Genomic DNA, 18,939 nt, shown 5'->3' with positions numbered 1-18,939 from the left:
ATCGCTCTCCCTCCAGTAATCCAGACGCACATCGGTTGTGATCATTACAGTCTTGGCGCTGCATGGATCGTCAGGGGGCTTTGTACTGAGGCTGGTGGCGCGATGCAAGCGCAACCGGCAAACATGCTAAGCTCGGCGCCTCACTGGCTTGTAACCGCATACCTACCGTGCCGTACGAAACCTCGCAAGTGCCCGCGCCACACTGGCTGCAGCAGCAAACGCCGCTGGCCGCAAGCGCCGACCCCCTTACCGCCGACTGGCTGTTCGACCAGGGCTCGTTGACCCGCCGCCTGACCCGATTATCCGCCGATCACTTCAGCGTGACCCCCCTGTACGAGGGCTGGCAGCCGCTGCGCGCCGATGAGTGCACCAGCCTCGGCCTGGCCCCGGGCAGCGAAGGCTGGGTGCGCGAGGTGTACCTGCGCGGGCATGGCCAGCCGTGGGTGTACGCACGCAGTGTGGCCGCGCGCAGCGCCCTGCGGCAGGGCGGCCTGGACATGGAAGCGCTGGGCAGCCGTTCGCTGGGCGAGTTGCTGTTCTGCAGCCCCGGGTTTGCCCGCCAGGCCATCGAGGTGTGCCACTACCCTGCCGCCTGGTTGCCCCGCGAACAGCGCCATGACGGCCTGTGGGCACGCCGTTCGCGGTTCGACCAAGGTGAACTGAGCATCCTGGTGGCTGAGATCTTCCTGCCCGCCCTGTGGCAGGCCACCGACACCCGCCTGGAGGACCGCTGATGTACCTGAGCCTGCTCAAGTCGCTCAATCGCCTGCACCCCCGGGCGTGGGACTTCATCCAGCTCAGCCGCATGGACAAGCCGATCGGCATCTACCTGCTGCTGTGGCCCACCCTCACGGCGGTATGGATCGCGGCCAAGGGCACGCCCACCGTGGCCAACGTGCTGATCTTCCTGTTCGGCGTGGTGCTGATGCGCGCCGCGGGCTGCGCGATCAATGATTTTGCCGACCGCAAGGTCGACGGTCACGTCAAGCGCACCGCCGAACGCCCGCTGGCGGCCGGACGCATCAGCGGGCGCGAGGCGCTGGTCCTGTTCGCGACCCTGGTGGGGCTGAGTTTCGTGCTGGTGCTGTGCACCAATGCGCAGACGGTATGGCTGTCGTTCGGCGCCGTGGCGCTGGCAGCCTGCTACCCGTTCATGAAGCGCTACACCTATTACCCGCAGGTGGTGCTGGGCGCGGCCTATTCCTGGGGCATCCCCATGGCCTTCACCGCCGCCACCGGCGAGCTGCCGGCCATCGCCTGGCTGCTGTACATCGCCAACCTGCTGTGGACCGTGGGCTACGACACCTACTACGCGATGGTCGACCGCGACGACGACCTGAAGATCGGGGTCAAGTCCACCGCGATCCTGTTCGGCGAAGCCGATCGCGCCATCATCCTGACCTTGCAGCTGCTGTCGCTGGGCTGCCTGCTGATGGGCGGCAACCGCTTCGAGCTGGGTGGCTGGTTCCACCTGGGGCTGGTAGGCGCGGCGCTGTGCTTCGCCTGGGAATACTGGTCGACCCGCAGCCTGGATCGCGACGCCTGCTTCAAGGCCTTCCTGCACAACCACTGGGCCGGACTGCTGGTGTTCATCGGCGTGGTACTGGACTACGCCCTGCGCTAGCCGCCCCCGGGGGCGGCCGCGCAAGGCCGGCCTCATGGCTTGGCGGCGTGCCAGACGTCCTTCATGCCGTCGCCGGTCATGTCACCGCCCTTCTTGTCCTTGACGAAGGTGTACAGCGGCTTGCCATCGTAGGCCCACTGCATCGAGCCGTCTTCGCGCTTGATCTGCGTCCACTTGCCCTCGGCGGCGTCGCCCGCCATGGCCTTGAGGGGCGGCCAGTTCTTGGCGCAGTCGTCATTGCACATGGATTTGCCGCCGGCATCCTTGTCGAAGGTGTACAGCGTCATGCCGGCAGAATCGACCAGCAAGCCGTTCTTCTCCATCCCCGGCGCGGCCGCTGCCACCCCCGGCAGGGCCAGTGCTGCAACAGCAAAGAGAGCCATCCAGTTCAGCGTATGTCGTGTCATTGGATTCACCGTTTTTGGTGATGGGTGGGAGCTAAAGCCTAGCTCAGCCAAGGAATGTTGCCGCCAGGCCACACGACCTGTCACACGACTGCAATAATTCCGTTATCTAATGCGGGCCAAGACACCTTAATGGGAAGAGGTTTGAGCATGGTTGGCAGGAACATTCTGATCGTTGACGACGAGGCGCCGATTCGCGAGATGATCGCCGTTGCATTGGAAATGGCCGGCTACGACTGCCTGGAGGCGGAAAACTCGCAGCAGGCCCATGCCATCATCGTCGACCGCAAGCCCGACCTGATCCTGCTCGACTGGATGCTGCCGGGCACTTCGGGCATCGAACTGGCGCGGCGCCTCAAGCGCGACGAGCTGACCGGCGACATCCCGATCATCATGCTCACCGCCAAGGGTGAGGAAGACAACAAGATCCAGGGCCTGGAAGTCGGCGCCGACGACTACATCACCAAGCCGTTCTCCCCGCGCGAACTGGTGGCCCGCCTCAAGGCCGTGCTGCGCCGTGCCGGCCCCAGTGATGGCGAGGCCCCGATCGAGGTCGGCGGCCTGCTGCTCGACCCGATCAGCCACCGCGTGACCATCGACGGCAAGCCTGCCGAGATGGGCCCTACCGAATACCGCCTGCTGCAGTTCTTCATGACCCATCAGGAGCGCGCCTACACCCGTGGCCAGCTGCTCGACCAGGTATGGGGCGGCAATGTGTACGTGGAGGAGCGCACCGTCGACGTGCATATCCGCCGTCTGCGCAAGGCGCTGGGTGAAGCCTACGAAAATCTGGTACAAACCGTGCGCGGCACGGGATACCGGTTCTCAACCAAGAGTTGAGAACACGGCAAGCTACAAGCCTCAAGTAAGAGCAAAAGCAAACGCAGATCCGCTTCAACCTTGCAGCTTGCCGCTTGCAGCTTGCAGCGGGTCCTAAGGACCCACCGTGAACCAAAACTGGCATGGCACCCTGATTCGCCACATGCTGCTGCTGACCACCGTCTGCCTGCTGGCAGGGCTGATCAGCGGCCATTACGGCTGGAGCCTGGCCCTGGGCCTTGGCGTGTATCTGGGCTGGACCCTCAAGCAGCTGCTGCGCCTGCACGACTGGCTGCGCCAGCACAAACCCGACGAGGCCCCGCCCGACGGCTATGGCCTGTGGGGCGAGGTGTTCGACAGCATCTACCACCTGCAACGCCGCGACCAACGCGTGCGCGGGCGCCTGCAGGCAGTGATCGACCGCGTGCAGGAGTCCACCGCCGCCCTCAAGGACGCGGTGATCATGCTCGACAGCGACGGCAACCTGGAGTGGTGGAACCGCGCCGCCGAGACCCTGCTGGGGCTCAAGACCCCACAGGACAGCGGCCAGCCGGTCACCAACCTGGTGCGCCACCCGCGCTTCAAGGAGTACTTCGAACAGGAGAACTACCTCGAGCCGCTGGAAATCCCCTCGCCCATCAGCGACCGCCTGCGCATCCAGCTGCACATCACCCGCTACGGCAACAACGAACACCTGATGCTGGTGCGCGACGTGACCCGCATCCACCAGCTCGAACAGATGCGCAAGGACTTCGTCGCCAACGTCTCCCACGAGCTGCGCACGCCACTGACGGTGATTGCCGGGTACCTGGAGACCCTGCTCGACAACGTCGAGGAGGTGAACCCGCGCTGGGTGCGGGCCCTGACCCAGATGCAGCAGCAAGGCGTGCGCATGCAGACGCTGCTCAACGACCTGTTGCTGCTGGCCAAGCTGGAGGCCACCGACTACCCCTCCGACAATCAGCCGGTGGCCATCGACAGCCTGCTGCAGTCGATCAAGGGCGATGCCCAGGCCCTGTCCGGCCAGCGCAACCAGCGCATCACCCTGGACGCCGAGCCGGGCGTGCGCCTCAAGGGCAGCGAGGCGGAACTGCGCAGCGCGTTCTCCAACCTGGTGTTCAATGCCGTCAAGTACACCCAGGATGAAGGCCAGATCCGCATCCGCTGGTGGGCCGACGCCCAGGGCGCGCACCTGAGCGTGCAGGACTCGGGCATCGGCATCGACCCCAAGCACCTGCCACGCCTGACCGAGCGTTTCTACCGCGTCGACTCCAGCCGCAACTCCACCACCGGCGGCACCGGCCTTGGCCTGGCGATCGTCAAGCACGTACTGCTGCGCCACCGCGGCCGGCTGGAGATCAGCAGCGTACCGGGCCACGGCAGTACCTTTACCTGCCATTTCGCCCCCGTTCAGGTGGCAACCCGCACCGTTTCCTGAGCGACCGCCCTTTAAATTTGCGCAGTCAGCCGCTACATTGGCTGACTCGCGCCAGTACCTGCTGGCATTGCCACACTCCCTTATTTCAGAAGACGGACCCCGTAAAACTCCATCATGGACCCTTCCCCTGGTATCACCCTCGCTTCACTGTTCGCCGATTTCGGCATGATTCTTTTTGCTCTGCTGCTGGTTCTGCTCAACGGATTCTTCGTTGCGGCCGAGTTCGCCATGGTCAAGCTGCGCTCGACCCGGGTCGAGGCGATTGCCGGCAAGAACGGCTGGCGCGGGCATATCCTGCGTACCGTACACAGCCAGCTGGACGCCTACCTGTCGGCCTGCCAGCTGGGCATCACACTGGCCTCGCTGGGCCTGGGCTGGGTCGGCGAGCCGGCCTTCGCGCACCTGCTCGAGCCGCTGCTGGCGGCGGTGGGCGTGCAATCGCCCGAAGTCATCAAGGGCGTATCGTTCTTCAGCGCCTTCTTCGTGATCTCCTACCTGCACATCGTGGTCGGCGAGCTGGCGCCCAAGTCCTGGGCCATTCGCAAGCCCGAACTGCTGTCGCTGTGGACGGCGGTACCGCTGTACCTGTTCTACTGGATGATGTACCCGGCCATCTACCTGCTCAACGCCAGTGCCAACGCCATCCTGCGCATCGCCGGCCAGGGCGAGCCCGGCCCGCACCACGAGCACCATTACAGCCGCGAGGAGCTCAAGCTGATCCTGCACTCCAGCCGGGGCCAGGACCCCAGCGACCAGGGCATGCGCGTACTGGCCTCGGCGGTGGAGATGGGCGAACTGGAGGTGGTCGACTGGGCCAATTCCCGTGAAGACATGGTCAGCCTCGACGCCCATGCGCCGCTCAAGGAGATCCTCGCGATGTTCCGCCGGCACAAGTTCAGCCGCTACCCGGTGCTCGACGCCGAAAGCGGCGAATTCGTCGGCCTGCTGCACATCAAGGACCTGCTGCTGGAACTGGCCGCGCTGGACCACCTGCCCGAGTCGTTCAACCTGGCCGAGCTGACCCGCCCGCTGGAACGCGTATCGCGGCACATGCCGCTGTCGCAGCTGCTGGAGCAGTTCCGCAAGGGCGGCGCGCACTTTGCCCTGGTCGAAGAGGCCGATGGCAAGGTGATCGGCTACCTGACCATGGAAGACGTGCTCGAAGTGCTGGTGGGCGACATCCAGGACGAACACCGCAAGACCGAGCGCGGTATCCTCGCCTACCAGCCCGGCAAGCTGCTGGTGCGCGGCGACACCCCGCTGTTCAAGGTCGAGCGCCTGCTGGGCGTGGACCTGGACCATATCGAGGCCGAAACCCTTGCTGGCCTGGTCTACGAGACGCTCAAGCGCGTACCGGAAGAAGAAGAGGTGCTGGAGGTCGACGGCCTGCGCATCATCATCAAGAAGATGAAAGGGCCCAAGATCGTGCTGGCCAAGGTGCTCAAGCTCGATTGACGCGCCTTACGGGTTGCCGGCGGTAAAGCTCGGCAGCCCGCCGATGGGCTGGTTGAACTGGTACGGGATCGACTCCAGCGCCAGCCCCACGTTGCGCTGCACCACGAAATGCAGGTGCGGCCCGCTGCTGTTGCCGGTGTTGCCGGACCTTGCCAGCGGCGTGCCATAGGCCACCCGCTGGCCTTCGCTGACCACCACCGACCCGCGCATCAGGTGCAGGTACACGCCCATGGTGCCGTCGGCATGCAGAATCCGCACGAAATTGCCTGCCGGGTTGGTACCGCGCCCGCTCTGGGTGTTTTCCGTCTTTATCACCACCCCTGCCCGCGCCGCGATGATCGGCGTGCCTTCGGGCATGGCGATGTCCATGGCATAGCGGCCCTTGGGGCCGAAGTGGCTGTAGGTGCCATTGGGGCCCTGGGAGAGGCGGAACGGGCCGCCGCGCCAGGGGAACGGGTAGCGATAGGCCTGGGTGCGCTGGGCGGGGTTGCCCAACGTGTAGTTGAACTGCTCGCGGTAGCTGACCGGGGTACCGGGCTTGCGCGCACCGAGGGCAGTGAGCAGCAGCGTGGAACGGGCCGGTACCACCCGCCGGACGATGCGCGGCGCCAGGTTCTGCACGTTGCCCAGGCGCTCCAGGCGCAGTTCCACTTCGACCGGGGCGTGCAGCTCGTTGCGGGCACTGAAACGCACGCCGTCGGCGTACTTGCTGACCTGCAACTGCACCTGCTGGCCCAGCTGCTCGACCATGCGATCACGGAACACCAATGCGCGGGCGCCGGGGCTGGGGCGATCGGAATAGGACACCACGCCGTCGGCGTCGGTGTTCTTGTAGATGGTCATGGCCCAGCTCGGGCCGGCAGCCAGCAACAGGGCGCAGAACAGCAGCAGGTGTGGCGGCATCGGTAGTGGCCATCTGACAGGTTAGCTGTGAGCAAGCCTAGCAGGGGAATATGGAGGGCGTGTTGCGGGGAGTGATGCGGGGTATGGCAGGCGATCAGTGGTGTGTCCTTCGCCGGCAAGGCCGGCTCCTACGGCTGTAGGAGCCGGCCTTGCCGGCGAAGAGGCTGCGAGCAGCAAAGGGCCTGTCAGGCCCCCGGCACGAAGTGCTTGAGCGCCGTACCGCGGGCAATCAGCCGCGACAGGTAGTCGAGCTTCTGCGCATCCTGATCGACAAAGCGGAAGGTCAGCTGCAGCCAGTCGCTGTCCGGCTTGGATTCCACCGCCACCACCGCATGCAGGTACCCGTTGAGCCGCGCGATCTCGGCATTGTCGCCCTGCTCCAGGTCCAGCACCGCGCCTTCCAGGATCTGCGGAAGCACTTCGCCACGGCGTACCACCAGCAAGGCTTCCTTCAGGCTCAGGGCCTTGATCACGCAGGCCTGGTTGCCGCTGGACAGGCGCAGCTGGCCCTGTCCGCGGCCCGCCGGCGCCGCCTTGGCCGCGCCCGGTTGCGGCGCATTGATCAGTGGCTTGGCCGCCGCCACCGGGGCCGCAGCTGGGGCGGCCGGGCGCACGGTCTCGGCCTTGCCGCCGGTCAGGGCCGACAGCGAGTCATTGGCAAACGCGGAGGTGGCGCGGGTGGGCGCACTGGCCATCAGGGTATCGAGCTTGCCCAGCTTGGTCAGCGCCTTCTTCACCTTGGTCAGCAACTGCTCGTTGGTGAACGGTTTGCCGACAAAGTCCGACACACCGGCCTGGATCGCCTGCACCACGTTTTCCTTGTCGCCACGGCTGGTCACCATGATGAACGGCATGGCCTTGAGCGCTTCGTGCTGGCGGCACCAGGTCAGCAGCTCCAGGCCCGACATCTCGGGCATCTCCCAGTCGCACAGCACCAGGTCGAAACGCTCGCGCTCCAGCAGCACCTGGGCCTTGCGACCGTTGACCGCGTCCTCGATGACCATGCCGGGGAAGTAATTGCGCAGACACTTTTTCACCAGGTCACGGATAAACGGCGCGTCATCCACGACCAGAACACTGACTTTACTCATCGCCACTCCTTCAAGACCCGGCTAGCATAACGTTGACTGATGGCCATTTGCCAAGACTTCGCTCATGCCGGGGCTCCGTCAAATCATTCGCGGGTGCGTGCTGTTGCGCTGCCGCAAACGAAAACGCCCGGCCAAGGCCGGGCGTTCATTCTCGGGGCAGTCCTATTTATCGTCAGGTTTGCCCGGAACATTAGCTTTTTCGCCGTTGCCGTTGCCCTCGACTTCTTCCTTCATTCGCTTCAGGCCCAGGTGACGCACGTCGGTACCGCGCACCAGGTAGATCACCAGCTCGGCGATGTTGCGCGCGTGGTCGCCGATGCGCTCCAGCGAACGCAGCGCCCAGATCACGCTCAGTACCCGCGAGATCGAGCGTGGGTCTTCCATCATGTAGGTCACCAGCTCGCGCAGGGCGGTCTTGTACTCGCGGTCGATGGTCTTGTCGTACTGCGCCACCGACAGCGCCAGCTCGGCATCGAAGCGGGCAAAGGCGTCGAGCGCGTCGCGCACCATGTTGCGTACCTGGTCGCCGATGTGACGCACCTCCACGTAGCCGCGCGGCGACTCGCCTTCTTCGCACAACTGGATGGCGCGGCGGGCGATCTTGGTCGATTCGTCGCCGATGCGCTCCAGGTCGATCACCGACTTGGAGATGCTGATGATCAGGCGCAGGTCCGACGCCGCCGGCTGGCGCCGAGCCAGGATGCGCACGCACTCCTCGTCGATGTTGCGTTCCATCTGGTTGATCTGCTCATCGACTTCGCGCACCTGCTGGGCCAGGCCCGAATCGGCCTCGATCAGCGCGGTGACGGCGTCGTTGACCTGTTTCTCGACCAGGCCGCCCATTGCCAGAAGATGGCTGCGAACCTCTTCAAGTTCGGCGTTGAACTGCTGGGAGATGTGATGGGTGAGGCTGTCTTTGTCGATCATGAGAAATCCTTGGCGCGTCCGGTAAGTGCTGTCAGGCGGCGTTCAATCGTTGAATCCTAGCCATACCGACCGGTGATGTAGTCTTCGGTCTGCTTCTTCGCCGGGTTGGTGAACAGGGTGTCGGTGTCACCGTATTCCACCAGCTTGCCCATGTACATGAACGCGGTGTAGTCCGAAACCCGAGCGGCCTGCTGCATGTTGTGGGTCACGATGACGATGGTGTACTTGGACTTGAGTTCGTAGATCAGCTCTTCGACCTTGAGCGTGGAAATCGGGTCCAGCGCCGAGCACGGTTCGTCGAGCAGCAGCACCTCAGGCTCCACCGCGATGGTACGGGCGATCACCAGGCGCTGCTGCTGGCCGCCGGACAGGCCCAGGGCCGAGTCGTGCAGGCGGTCCTTGACCTCCTCCCACAGGGCGGCGCCCTTGAGTGCCCACTCCACGGCTTCATCCAGTACACGCTTCTTGTTGATGCCCTGGATGCGCAGGCCGTACACCACGTTTTCGTAGATGGTCTTGGGGAACGGGTTGGGCTTCTGGAACACCATGCCCACGCGGCGGCGCAGCTCGGCCACGTCCTCGCCCTTGCGGTAGATGTTGTTGCCGTCGAGGTTGATCGCGCCTTCCACCCGGCAGCCGTCGACCAGGTCGTTCATGCGGTTGAAGGTGCGCAGCAGGGTCGACTTGCCGCAGCCCGAGGGGCCGATGAAAGCAGTCACGCGCTGCTTGGGAATGTTCAGGCTGACATCGAACAGCGCCTGCTTCTCGCCGTAGAACAGGCTCAGGCCCGGCACTTCGATGGCCACGGTCTCGTCGGCCAGCTGCAGGCTCTGCTTGGTGCGACCCAGGGCGGACATGTCGATGCCGTGGGTGTGGGATTCATGCTGCATGGTAAGACTCCATACGCTATCAATTTCGTTTCATCGTACCGCCCGGCACAACACACGGGCGGCGCTTGCAATAAGGGGTATCAGCTGTCCAGCGCCTTGTACTTCTCGCGCAGGTGGTTGCGTATCCATACCGCCGAGAGGTTGAGCGTGGCGATCACCATCACCAGCAGCAGCGCCGTGGCGTACACCAGCGGCCGTGCGGCCTCGACGTTGGGGCTCTGGAAGCCGACGTCGTAGATGTGGAAGCCCAGGTGCATGATCTTCTGGTCCAGGTGCAGGTACGGGTAGTTGCCGTCCACCGGCAGCGACGGCGCCAGTTTCACCACACCCACCAGCATCAGCGGCGCCACCTCGCCCGCGGCACGGGCCACGGCCAGGATCATGCCGGTCATCATCGCCGGGCTGGCCATCGGCAGCACGATCTTCCACAGCGTCTCGGCCTTGGTCGCACCCAGGGCCAGCGAGCCCTCGCGCACGGTCCGCGGGATCCGCGCCAGGCCTTCTTCGGTGGCCACGATCACCACCGGCACCGCCAGCAGCGCCAGGGTCAGCGAGGCCCACAGCAGGCCCGGGGTACCCAGGGTCGGCGCCGGCAATGCTTCGGGGAAGAACAGGTGGTCGAGCGAGCCGCCCAGCACGTACACGAAGAAGCCCAGGCCGAACACGCCGTAGACGATCGCCGGCACGCCGGCCAGGTTGTTCACCGCGATGCGGATCAGCCGGGTCACCGGGCCCTGGCGGGCATATTCACGCAGGTACACCGCCGCCAGCACGCCGAACGGGGTGACGATCACGGCCATGATCAGGGTCATCATCACGGTGCCGAAGATCGCCGGGAAGATCCCGCCCTCGGTGTTGGCTTCACGCGGGTCGTCGCTGAGGAACTCCCACACCTTGGCGAAGTAGGTGCCCAGCTTGGTGAAGTTGTTCATGGCGTTGGGCTGGTAGGCGTGCACCACCTTGTCGAGGTTGATCTCGACTTCGCGGCCATTGCCGTCACGGGCCACCAGGCTGTCGCGGCTGAAGTCCTGGTGCAGCTTGCCCAGGCGGTCCTCGATGGCCTTGTAGCGGTTGTTCAGCTCGGCGCGCTCGGCATCCATGTCGGCCTGCGCTACAGGGGTCAGCTTGCCTTGCAGTTCCAGCTTGCGGGCTTGCAGGCGCAGGCGCTCAAGGCCATGGTTGATCGCACCGATGTCCTTCTTCTCGAGCTTCTGCAGCTCGCCGGCCAGGCCGGCAGCACGCTTGAGGCGTGCCTGCAGCTCGTTCCAGGCGGCCTGCCCTTCGGCAACCACCTTGCCGTTTTCCTTGACGCTGACCAGGTAGCCGTAGAAGTTGCCCCACTCGCGGCGCTCCAGGGCGATCAGGTCGACTGGCTTCTGCTGGTCCACCAGCCAGTCGCCGACCACCCAGGTGAAGTCACTGCCGTTGAGGTCGCGGTTGCCGACCTTGATCAACTCGCGGGTCATGAACTCCGGGCCGTTGTCGGGTACCGGCAGGCCGGCCCCCTTGAGGCGTGCCAGCGGCACCTCTTCCTTCTGCACCACTTCGCCGATGACGATGTGGTTGGCCTGGCCCGGCACGTTGTAGCTGGCCTGAATCAGGTCGGCCGGCCAGAAGTGCGCCAGGCCGCGCACGGCGATCACGGAGAGCAGACCGATGGTCATGATCACCGCGATGGACACCGCGCCACCGCTTATCCAGACGCCAGGGGCGCCGCTCTTGAACCAGCTCTTGAGGGAATCCTTTTTCACGGATCTCTACCTTTCTATCAAAGCGACGAGTATTTCTTGCGCAGACGCTGGCGAATCAGCTCGGCCAAGGTGTTCATCACGAAGGTGAACATCAGCAGCACCAGCGCGGCGAGGAACAGCACGCGGTAGTGGCTGCCACCGACTTCCGATTCGGGCATCTCCACCGCGACGTTGGCCGCCAGGGTGCGCATACCTTCGAACAGGTTCATTTCCATGACCGGGGTGTTGCCCGTGGCCATCAGCACGATCATGGTTTCACCCACCGCGCGGCCCATGCCGATCATCAGCGCCGAGAAGATGCCCGGGCTGGCGGTCAGGATGACCACGCGGGTCAGGGTCTGCCACGGCGTGGCGCCAAGTGCCAGCGAGCCCAGGGTCAGGCTGCGCGGCACGCTGAACACGGCGTCCTCGGCAATCGAGTAGATGTTCGGGATGACCGCAAAGCCCATGGCGATACCGACCACCAGGGCGTTGCGCTGGTCGTAGGTGATGCCCAGGTCATTGGTGATCCACAGGCGCATGTCGCCGCCGAAGAACCAGGTTTCGAGGAACGGGCTCAGGGTCAGCGCACCCCAGCCGGTGAACAGGATCACCGGGATCAGGATCGCCGCTTCCCAGCCATCCGGCACACGCAGGCGGATCGACTCCGGCAGGCAGCTCCAGATGAAGCCGGCCAGCAGGATGCCGAACGGCATCACCACGAACAGGCTGAACACACCGGGCAGATGCCCTTCCAGGTAAGGCGCCAGGAACAGCCCGGCGAAGAAGCCGAGGATCACCGTGGGCATCGCCTCCATCAGCTCGATCACCGGCTTGACCTTGCGGCGCATGCCCGGGGCCATGAAGTAGGCGGTGTAGATCGCTGCGGCAATCGCCAGCGGTGCGGCCAGGATCATCGCGTAGAACGCGGCCTTGAGCGTACCGAAGGTCAGTGGCGACAGGCTCAGCTTGGGCTCGAAGTCGGTGTTCGACGCGGTGGACTGCCAGACGTACTTGGGCTCGTCGTAGTTCTCGTACCAGACCTTGCTCCACAGCGCGCTCCAGGACACTTCCGGGTGCGGGTTGCGCAGGCTGGCCGGGATCAGCTTGCCGCCCTCTTCGACGAACAGGCGGTTGGCCCGTGGCGACAGTGCCAGCACGCCGGCGCCTTCGGCCATCGGCTCCACCAGCAGGGTGCGATGTGCGGTGCTGTGGAACACGCCGAGCTTGCCGCTGGCATCCAGTGCCACGAAGCCCTTGCGGCGCTCTTCGGCATCGATCTGCACGATCGGCGCCTTGCCCATCTGGAAGGTACGGATCTGCTTGAAGCGCTGTTCGCCGTCCGGGTCGCGGGCCATGAACCACTGGGCCAGGCCACCCTTGGAGTCACCGATGATCAGCGAGATGCCGCCCACCAGCTGGGCGCTGGCGGTGACTTCGGCATCGGCGTCGTCGAGCAGCTTGTAACGACCGTTGAGGCTCTTGTCGCGCAGGCTGAACACATCGGCCTGGGCCCGCCCGTTGATCACGTACAACCACTGCTGGCGCGGGTCGATGAAGATCGCCTTGACCGCCTCGGTCATCTGCGGCAGTTCGATGTGGTTCTGCTCGCTGGTGACTTCGCCGGTCATCATGTTTTCTTCGCGGCTCAGTTGCAGTACCTGCAACTGCGCACCGCTGGAGCCGGCCACCACCAGGGTGTCGCCATTGACGTTCAGGCTCACGTGCTCCAGCGCACGGCCCGAATCGCCGAGGGCGAACGGTTGCTGGCCATAGGGGTAGTCGATGGCCGGGGTGATGGTCTTGTGGTTGTCCGGGTAGGTGATCTTGTAGCTGTGGCTGAACACCAGTGCCTGGCCGTTGGACAGGCCCAGCACCACCAGCGGGTTGCCCGGCTGGTCGGCGCCGATCGAGGTCACCTGGGTGCCGGCCGGTACCGGCAGGTCGACACGCTTGAGCTCGGCACCGGTCTTGGTGTCGAAGAACAGCGCCTGCCCCTTGTCCGAGACGCGCATGCCGACCAGGTTCTGCTCTTCGAGCGCGATCATCAGCGGCTTGCCGGCGTCCTGGGTCAGCCAGGCCGGGGTCATGGCCTTCTTGGTGGTCAGTTCGGCGCCTTGAAACAGCGGCACCACCACGTAGGCCAGGTAGAAGAAGATCAAGGTGATCGCCGCCAGCACGGCGAGCCCGCCCACCAGTACATACCAGCGGGTCAGGCGGTCCTTGAATGCACGCAGGCGACGCTTGCGTTGCAGCTCGGGCGTATTGAAATCAATCCGCACGGGGGGAGAATTTTGGGTCATGGTGGAGTTGGCCAGATCATTCATGCGCTCACCCTAGCGGTCCCGTATGACAAAAACATGACAATGCAGTGACGCAAAAAAGCCCGCCGCTCAGGCATGCCTGGCAGCGGACTCGCAATTTGCAGCGCGGCCCGCACAAATGCAGGGCGCGCCCGTTCACACTCAGTTTGCAGCGACGCCTTTGGCGGCGTGGTTCAGACCCAGGTCGGCCAGCGCTTTCTCGGCCACTTTGGCGGGCAGCGGGATGTAACCGTCTTTCACCACGACCTGTTGACCGGCCTGCGACAGCACCAGCTTGACGAACTCGGCTTCCAGCGGGGCCAGAGGCTTGTTCGGGGCCTTGTTGACGTAGACGTAGAGGAAACGCGACAGCGGGTAGGTACCGTTCAGGGCGTTGGCTTCGTTGTCTTCGACGAACGCGCCGCCTTCTTTCTTGGCCAGGGCCACGGTTTTCACGCTGGCGGTCTTGTAGCCGATGCCCGAGTAACCGATACCGTTCAGCGAGCTGCTGATCGACTGCACGACGGACGCCGAGCCAGGTTGTTCGTTGACGTTAGGCTTGAAGTCGCCTTTGCACAGGGCTTCTTCCTTGAAGTAGCCGTAGGTGCCGGATACCGAGTTGCGACCGAACAGCTGGACCGGCTTGTTGGCCAGGTCGCCGGTCACGCCCAGGTCGCCCCAGGTTTTCACGTCGGCCTTGGCACCGCACAGGCGGGTGGAGGAGAAGATGGCGTCGACCTGAGCCATGGTCAGGCCCTTGATCGGGTTGTCCTTGTGCACGAACACGGCCAGGGCGTCGACGGCGACCGGGATGGCGGTCGGCTTGTAGCCGTACTTCTGTTCGAACGCCTGCAGCTCGACGTCTTTCATCTTGCGGCTCATCGGGCCCAGGTTGGCGGTGCCTTCGGTCAGCGCGGGTGGCGCGGTGGAGGAGCCGGCGGCCTGGATCTGGATGTTTACGTTCGGGTATTCCTTCTTGTAGGCCTCGGCCCACAGGGTCATCAGGTTGGCCAGGGTATCGGAACCGACGCTGGAGAGGTTGCCCGATACGCCGGTGGTTTTGACGTAGGTCGGAATAGCAGGATCAACAGCGGCAACTGCGTTGGCAGTCGCAACGCCAGCGGCGGCAAAGGTCAGGGCCGCCATCAAACGCTTCAGTTTCATGCCTTACTCCTAGCAGGAATTGGGGGTAGATGGATCGGGCCCAAGTATCTGCAGGCCGTATGACTACTCTATGAACTGAATGTGACAATTAGATGAAAGGCCATCACCTCGTTCGAGGGATGGCCTTTATAGCGGACGCGGGGCGGGGTTTCAGCGCTTGGTGAGCAGCAGGTAGATGCCCACCAGCAGGCCCAGGGTGCAGATGCCGGCGACATAGTAGGCCGGGCCGAGCGGGCTGAACTTCATCAGCGAGGTGACCATGATCGGGGTCAGGCCACCGAAGATCGCGTAGGCCAGGTTGTAGGAAAACGACAGGCCGCTGAAACGCACCACCGGCGGGAAGGCGCGCACCATCACGTAAGGCACCGCACCGACGATGCCCACGCACAGCCCGGTAACGGCGTACATCGGGTACAGCCACTCAGGGTGCGCCGCCAGGTTGTGGTAGAAGCTCCAGGAGCTGGCCAGCAGCGCCAGGCTGCCGACGATGAACACGCGCCCGGCGCCGAAGCGGTCGGCCAGGCGCCCGGCCACGATGCAGCCGATGCTCAGCAGCACGATGGCCAGGCTGTTGGCCTTGAGGGCCTCGGTGGCGCTGATGCCGTAGAGGGTCTGCAACACGGTCGGGGTCATCAGGATGACCACGATGATGCCGGCCGACAGCAGCCAGGTCAGCAGCATCGACAGTACGATGGCGCCACGGTGGTCACGCAGCACCGCGCGCAGCGGCACTTCCTCGGCCAATGCCTTGCGCTGCTGCATCTCGGCGAACACCGGGGTTTCGTGCAGCCAGCGGCGCAGGTACACCGAAAACAGGCCGAACACGCCGCCGAGCAGGAACGGGATCCGCCAGGCGTAGTCGCTCAGTTGCTCGGGGGTGTACACGGTGTTGATCAGGGTCGCGACCAGCGAGCCGAGCAGGATGCCCGAGGTGAGGCCCGCCGTCAGCGTGCCGCAGGCGTAGCCGATGTTGCGCGCCGGCACGTGTTCGGACACGAACACCCAGGCACCCGGCACTTCACCGCCAATGGCGGCGCCCTGGATCACGCGCATCAGCAGCAACAGGATCGGTGCCCACATGCCGATCTGCGCGTAGGTGGGCAGCAGGCCCATGATCAGGGTCGGCACGGCCATCATGAAGATGCTCAGGGTGAACATCTTCTTGCGCCCCAGCAGGTCGCCGAAGTGGGCCATCACGATGCCGCCCAGCGGGCGCGCCAGGTAGCCGGCAGCGAAGATGCCGAAGGTCTGCATCAGGCGCAGCCACTCGGGCATGTCGACCGGAAAGAACAGCTTGCCCACCACCGCGGCGAAGAACACGAAGATGATGAAGTCGTAGAACTCGAGCGCCCCGCCCAGGGCGGAGAGCGACAGGGTCTTGTAGTCACTGCGGGTGAGCGGCCGCGAGGGCTGCTCTATGGAGGGGGGCACGGAGGTCATCGAAGCGTCTCTTATTGGCAAATCAGGCCGCGGCAGCGCTGGCCCCGGCCTGTCAGGAGGTCGAACGATAGCAAATTGTTCGAAAAAGCACATGGATCGACATAATCGGGGCAGATAATCATGACCGCATGGTCGTCGCCCCACGCGCGGCTCTATATACTGGCCGCTCGTATCAAACGGTTACGCCTTGTGTGGGATGTTGTGCGAAAACGCCGCTAGGTATGCTTAGTCGGTTTCGCAGAGTTTCCCTTCGCCGCACGGCAGAGCGAAGCAGCGTAGTATGTTCGTGCTGAATCGTTTTTCGCGGCGTCCGCACCAGCGCAAACCAACGAAGCGTTACGGGTCAGAGGCACCCCCGGCATGATTGAACTCGAACAAGAAGATCCTATTCCGCAAGGCGACCTGGCCTTGCAGATCACCGCATTGCCCCGTGAAACCAACGGTTTCGGCGATATCTTCGGCGGCTGGCTGGTCGCCCAGATGGACCTGGCCGGCACGGCCATGGCCAGCCGAGTCGCGGGCGGGCGCGTCGCCACCGTGGCGATCGACCGCATGGCCTTTCTGGTGCCGGTGGCGGTGGGCGCGCAATTGTCCTTCTATACCCAGACCCTGGAAATCGGCCGCAGCTCGATCCAGATGATGGTCGAGGTGTGGAGCGACGACCCGCTGAGCAGTGAATGGCGCAAGGTCACCGAGGCGGTGTTCGTGTTCGTCGCCATCGACGGCAGCGGCCGCACCCGCTCGGTGCCGCCTCGTCGCTGAGCCTGGGGCGCGCTAAACTCGAGGGTCTGCGCGAGGTCCAAGACCTCGTAGGCCACCCTTCGAGAGCAACGCATGTCCACATCCAAGGTAGAAGTCGAACAGCATGGCGAGCTTGCCTGCTGGCGTATCACCACGCCTCGCGCCGAGCTGCTGATTGCCCAGCAGGGCGCACAGGTGCTCAGTTACCAGCGCGTGGGCGAGCCGCCGCTGCTGTGGCTCAGCGATCAGGCGATCTTCAGGCAGGGCAAATCGGTGCGCGCCGGTGCCCCGGTGTGCTGGCCCTGGTTCGGCAACCTGCAACGCAACCCAGCGGCCGTACAGGCCATGTTCCACGGCGCCGAGGCCCCGGCCCACGGGCTGGTGCGCGGGCGTGACTGGCAGTTGCTGGGTATCGACAGCAGTGCGGATTCGGTACGCGTGGACTTCACGCTACCCCAGGCGTTGGGAGAGCTACCCGGCTGGCCGCACACGGTGGAACTGAAACTGAGCATCGTGCTCGGCGAAGAACTGGCGCTGACCCTCGACAGCCACAACCTGGGCAGTGGCAGCGTCACCCTCAGCCAGGCGCTGCACAGCTACTTTGCAGTCAGCGATGTGCGTGGCGCGCGGGTTGAAGGCGTGGACGGGCTGGCCTACATCGAGACGCTGGCAGACTGGGAGCAACGCACCCAGCAGGGCGACCTGGGGTTTGCCGGGGAAACCGACCGCATCTACCTGCAGACACCTGAGCGTCTGAGCGTCGTCGACCCGGGCTGGAACCGGCGTATCACCCTGCGTACCCAGGGTTCGCGTTCGGCGGTGATCTGGAACCCATGGGTGGACCGCGCCGCGCAGCTCACGGACATGGCCGATGACGGCTGGCAGCGGATGCTGTGCATCGAGACGGCGAACGTGTGGGATGACGTGGTGGAACTTGCGCCCGGGGCGACCCATTCGCTGAGTGTCAGTATCGGCAGCGAACCGCTCTAGACCGCTATAGCGGGTCAAGCCCGCTCCCACCGGGCATTGCACTGATCATGAGGGCAGCACTGTACCTGTGGGAGCGGGCTTGACCCGCGATGCAGACGACGCGGTTACAGGTCGGAGTCCTCCACAACCCTCACCTTCCCCGCATCCAGCGCATACGCCGCATCGGCCAGGTCATTGCTGACCTTCTCCACCTTCAGCGTGCCGCTGACCCACAGCGGCGTGTAGATATCGTCCAGCTTCAGGCCATGGGGATAACGCACCAGCACCAGCTGGTTGGGCGGTGGTGGCGGTACATGGATGCAGGCGCCCGGATAGGGCACGAGGAAGAACAGCGTGCTGTTGCCCTTGGCGTCGGTTTCCAACGGCACCGGGTACCCGCCCAGACGGATCTGCCTGCCGTTCATGGCAGCCACCGTCTTGCTCGAATACATCACCGCCGGCAGGCCCTTGCTCTGCTTCAGGCCACCCTTCTCGGTAAAGGTACCCATCGCCTCGGGGGAGTTGTGGTCGATCTCGGGCATCTGCTCCAGCGCCTTCTGGTCCGACTTGGGCATCAGCTCCAGCCAGTCGGTCTCGGGCAGCTCGGCGCGGGCCAGGCCACTACACAGCAACAGGGTAAGCAGTACGACTCGGCGCATGAAAAAAAGCTCGGCAACTGACGGAAAGTTGCCGAGCATTCTAGCGCCCTGTCAGCGCTTTTTGATCATGCCGTAGATCACCAGCAGGATGATTGCACCCACCAGTGCACCGAGGAAGCCAGCACCCTCGCCCGCATGGTAGATCCCCAGCGCCTGGCCACCGTAGGTCGCCGCCAAAGAGCCGGCGATACCCAGCAGAATGGTCATGATCCAGCCCATGCTGTCGTCGCCCGGCTTCAGAAAACGTGCCAGCAAGCCGACGATCAGGCCGATGAAGATGGTTCCGATGATACCCATGGCATTCCCTCTGAATTGAGTGCACGAGCCAAAGCCTAGTCAGCGCTTTGGCATCCTGCCATCAGAGGGATGCGCGGCGGGAATG

18 protein-coding genes are annotated in these 18,939 nt (G+C 64.4%); 7 read left to right on the top strand and 11 right to left on the bottom strand.

Going from position 1 to position 18,939, the window contains the following annotated elements; all coding sequences use genetic code 11:
- Positions 1 to 167: 167 nt before the first annotated feature.
- Together CR917_RS00975 and ubiA are read left to right on the top strand one after the other, a co-directional pair.
- A complete protein-coding gene (locus CR917_RS00975) occupies positions 168 to 734 on the top strand; it encodes a chorismate lyase (protein ID WP_058541952.1) in 567 nt (188 codons plus the stop codon).
- A complete protein-coding gene (gene ubiA / locus CR917_RS00970) occupies positions 734 to 1,624 on the top strand; it encodes a 4-hydroxybenzoate octaprenyltransferase (RefSeq protein ID WP_104571775.1) in 891 nt (296 codons plus the stop codon). Before CR917_RS00975 ends, ubiA begins: the two co-directional genes overlap by 1 nt.
- Before the next feature lie 32 nt (positions 1,625 to 1,656).
- On the opposite strand, the gene CR917_RS00965 is transcribed toward ubiA, so the two are convergent.
- Entirely contained in the window at positions 1,657 to 2,031 is a 375-nt protein-coding gene (locus tag CR917_RS00965) for a hypothetical protein (protein WP_104571774.1), read from the bottom strand.
- 147 nt (positions 2,032 to 2,178) lie between these two features.
- Here CR917_RS00965 and phoB point away from each other — a divergent pair, with 147 nt between their 5' ends.
- The 3 genes from phoB (at position 2,179) to CR917_RS00950 (ending at position 5,740) form a co-directional block, all read left to right on the top strand.
- Positions 2,179 to 2,868, top strand: a complete 690-nt coding sequence (gene phoB, locus CR917_RS00960) for a phosphate regulon transcriptional regulator PhoB (RefSeq protein ID WP_028942483.1) — start codon at positions 2,179 to 2,181, stop codon at positions 2,866 to 2,868.
- Between the two features lie 142 nt (positions 2,869 to 3,010).
- The gene (gene phoR, locus CR917_RS00955) at positions 3,011 to 4,285 is read left to right on the top strand and encodes a phosphate regulon sensor histidine kinase PhoR (protein ID WP_213085772.1); all 1,275 of its coding nucleotides are present in this window, start codon (positions 3,011 to 3,013) and stop codon (positions 4,283 to 4,285) included.
- Between the two features lie 114 nt (positions 4,286 to 4,399).
- Positions 4,400 to 5,740, top strand: coding sequence for a hemolysin family protein (locus tag CR917_RS00950; RefSeq protein WP_043861548.1), 1,341 nt, complete (start codon positions 4,400 to 4,402; stop codon positions 5,738 to 5,740).
- 6 nt (positions 5,741 to 5,746) lie between these two features.
- Here CR917_RS00950 and CR917_RS00945 read toward each other — a convergent pair whose 3' ends face one another.
- From CR917_RS00945 to CR917_RS00910, 8 genes are all read right to left on the bottom strand, one after another.
- On the bottom strand, positions 5,747 to 6,643 hold the full coding sequence (locus CR917_RS00945; protein ID WP_054916463.1) for a M23 family metallopeptidase: 897 nt from the start codon (positions 6,641 to 6,643) through the stop codon (positions 5,747 to 5,749).
- A gap of 185 nt (positions 6,644 to 6,828) precedes the next feature.
- A complete protein-coding gene (locus CR917_RS00940; protein ID WP_043861546.1) occupies positions 6,829 to 7,734 on the bottom strand; it encodes a response regulator in 906 nt (301 codons plus the stop codon).
- 162 nt (positions 7,735 to 7,896) lie between these two features.
- Positions 7,897 to 8,661, bottom strand: a complete 765-nt coding sequence (phoU, locus tag CR917_RS00935; RefSeq protein ID WP_043861545.1) for a phosphate signaling complex protein PhoU — start codon at positions 8,659 to 8,661, stop codon at positions 7,897 to 7,899.
- Between the two features lie 56 nt (positions 8,662 to 8,717).
- On the bottom strand, positions 8,718 to 9,551 hold the full coding sequence (gene pstB, locus CR917_RS00930) for a phosphate ABC transporter ATP-binding protein PstB (protein ID WP_043861544.1): 834 nt from the start codon (positions 9,549 to 9,551) through the stop codon (positions 8,718 to 8,720).
- 80 nt (positions 9,552 to 9,631) lie between these two features.
- Positions 9,632 to 11,302 (bottom strand): phosphate ABC transporter permease PstA, encoded by a 1,671-nt coding sequence (gene pstA / locus CR917_RS00925; RefSeq protein WP_043861543.1) that lies wholly within the window; start codon positions 11,300 to 11,302, stop codon positions 9,632 to 9,634.
- Between the two features lie 17 nt (positions 11,303 to 11,319).
- Positions 11,320 to 13,608 carry an ABC transporter permease subunit gene (locus CR917_RS00920; protein ID WP_104571773.1) on the bottom strand — a complete coding sequence of 763 codons (2,289 nt, stop codon included), beginning with the start codon at positions 13,606 to 13,608 and terminating at the stop codon, positions 11,320 to 11,322.
- Positions 13,609 to 13,746: 138 nt separating this feature from the next.
- The gene (locus CR917_RS00915) at positions 13,747 to 14,748 is read right to left on the bottom strand and encodes a phosphate ABC transporter substrate-binding protein PstS (RefSeq protein WP_043861541.1); all 1,002 of its coding nucleotides are present in this window, start codon (positions 14,746 to 14,748) and stop codon (positions 13,747 to 13,749) included.
- Between the two features lie 150 nt (positions 14,749 to 14,898).
- Positions 14,899 to 16,188 (bottom strand): MFS transporter, encoded by a 1,290-nt coding sequence (locus CR917_RS00910; protein ID WP_043861540.1) that lies wholly within the window; start codon positions 16,186 to 16,188, stop codon positions 14,899 to 14,901.
- 360 nt (positions 16,189 to 16,548) lie between these two features.
- Between CR917_RS00910 and CR917_RS00905 the strand changes: the two genes are divergently transcribed.
- Positions 16,549 to 16,950 carry an acyl-CoA thioesterase gene (locus CR917_RS00905; protein ID WP_009402429.1) on the top strand — a complete coding sequence of 134 codons (402 nt, stop codon included), beginning with the start codon at positions 16,549 to 16,551 and terminating at the stop codon, positions 16,948 to 16,950.
- A gap of 72 nt (positions 16,951 to 17,022) precedes the next feature.
- Positions 17,023 to 17,919 (top strand): D-hexose-6-phosphate mutarotase, encoded by an 897-nt coding sequence (locus CR917_RS00900; protein ID WP_104571772.1) that lies wholly within the window; start codon positions 17,023 to 17,025, stop codon positions 17,917 to 17,919.
- Between the two features lie 104 nt (positions 17,920 to 18,023).
- Here CR917_RS00900 and CR917_RS00895 read toward each other — a convergent pair whose 3' ends face one another.
- Positions 18,024 to 18,557, bottom strand: coding sequence for a DUF3299 domain-containing protein (locus CR917_RS00895; protein WP_043861581.1), 534 nt, complete (start codon positions 18,555 to 18,557; stop codon positions 18,024 to 18,026).
- 51 nt (positions 18,558 to 18,608) lie between these two features.
- A complete protein-coding gene (locus CR917_RS00890; protein WP_043861538.1) occupies positions 18,609 to 18,854 on the bottom strand; it encodes a GlsB/YeaQ/YmgE family stress response membrane protein in 246 nt (81 codons plus the stop codon).
- Positions 18,855 to 18,939: the final 85 nt, after the last annotated feature.

Origin of the sequence: Pseudomonas sp. BRM28 (assembly GCF_002939405.1) — a bacterium.
GTDB classification, from domain to species: Bacteria; Pseudomonadota; Gammaproteobacteria; order Pseudomonadales; family Pseudomonadaceae; genus Aquipseudomonas; species Aquipseudomonas palmensis.
The sequence above is the reverse complement of the archived record's forward strand: the minus strand, read 5'-3'. Positions and strand labels throughout refer to the sequence as shown.

Bases quoted from the DNA above. Each gene is read 5' to 3' on its own strand.
- ubiA (WP_104571775.1), top strand. From the start codon at position 734: ATGTACCTGAGCCTGCTCAAGTCGCTCAATCGCCTGCACCCCCGGGCG.
- CR917_RS00965 (WP_104571774.1), bottom strand. From the start codon at position 2,031: ATGACACGACATACGCTGAACTGGATGGCTCTCTTTGCTGTTGCAGCA.
- phoB (WP_028942483.1), top strand. From the start codon at position 2,179: ATGGTTGGCAGGAACATTCTGATCGTTGACGACGAGGCGCCGATTCGC.
- phoR (WP_213085772.1), top strand. From the start codon at position 3,011: ATGCTGCTGCTGACCACCGTCTGCCTGCTGGCAGGGCTGATCAGCGGC.
- CR917_RS00950 (WP_043861548.1), top strand. From the start codon at position 4,400: ATGGACCCTTCCCCTGGTATCACCCTCGCTTCACTGTTCGCCGATTTC.
- CR917_RS00945 (WP_054916463.1), bottom strand. From the start codon at position 6,643: ATGCCGCCACACCTGCTGCTGTTCTGCGCCCTGTTGCTGGCTGCCGGC.
- CR917_RS00940 (WP_043861546.1), bottom strand. From the start codon at position 7,734: ATGAGTAAAGTCAGTGTTCTGGTCGTGGATGACGCGCCGTTTATCCGT.
- phoU (WP_043861545.1), bottom strand. From the start codon at position 8,661: ATGATCGACAAAGACAGCCTCACCCATCACATCTCCCAGCAGTTCAAC.
- pstB (WP_043861544.1), bottom strand. From the start codon at position 9,551: ATGCAGCATGAATCCCACACCCACGGCATCGACATGTCCGCCCTGGGT.
- CR917_RS00920 (WP_104571773.1), bottom strand. From the start codon at position 13,608: ATGAATGATCTGGCCAACTCCACCATGACCCAAAATTCTCCCCCCGTG.
- CR917_RS00915 (WP_043861541.1), bottom strand. From the start codon at position 14,748: ATGAAACTGAAGCGTTTGATGGCGGCCCTGACCTTTGCCGCCGCTGGC.
- CR917_RS00910 (WP_043861540.1), bottom strand. From the start codon at position 16,188: ATGACCTCCGTGCCCCCCTCCATAGAGCAGCCCTCGCGGCCGCTCACC.
- CR917_RS00905 (WP_009402429.1), top strand. From the start codon at position 16,549: ATGATTGAACTCGAACAAGAAGATCCTATTCCGCAAGGCGACCTGGCC.
- CR917_RS00900 (WP_104571772.1), top strand. From the start codon at position 17,023: ATGTCCACATCCAAGGTAGAAGTCGAACAGCATGGCGAGCTTGCCTGC.
- CR917_RS00895 (WP_043861581.1), bottom strand. From the start codon at position 18,557: ATGCGCCGAGTCGTACTGCTTACCCTGTTGCTGTGTAGTGGCCTGGCC.
- CR917_RS00890 (WP_043861538.1), bottom strand. From the start codon at position 18,854: ATGGGTATCATCGGAACCATCTTCATCGGCCTGATCGTCGGCTTGCTG.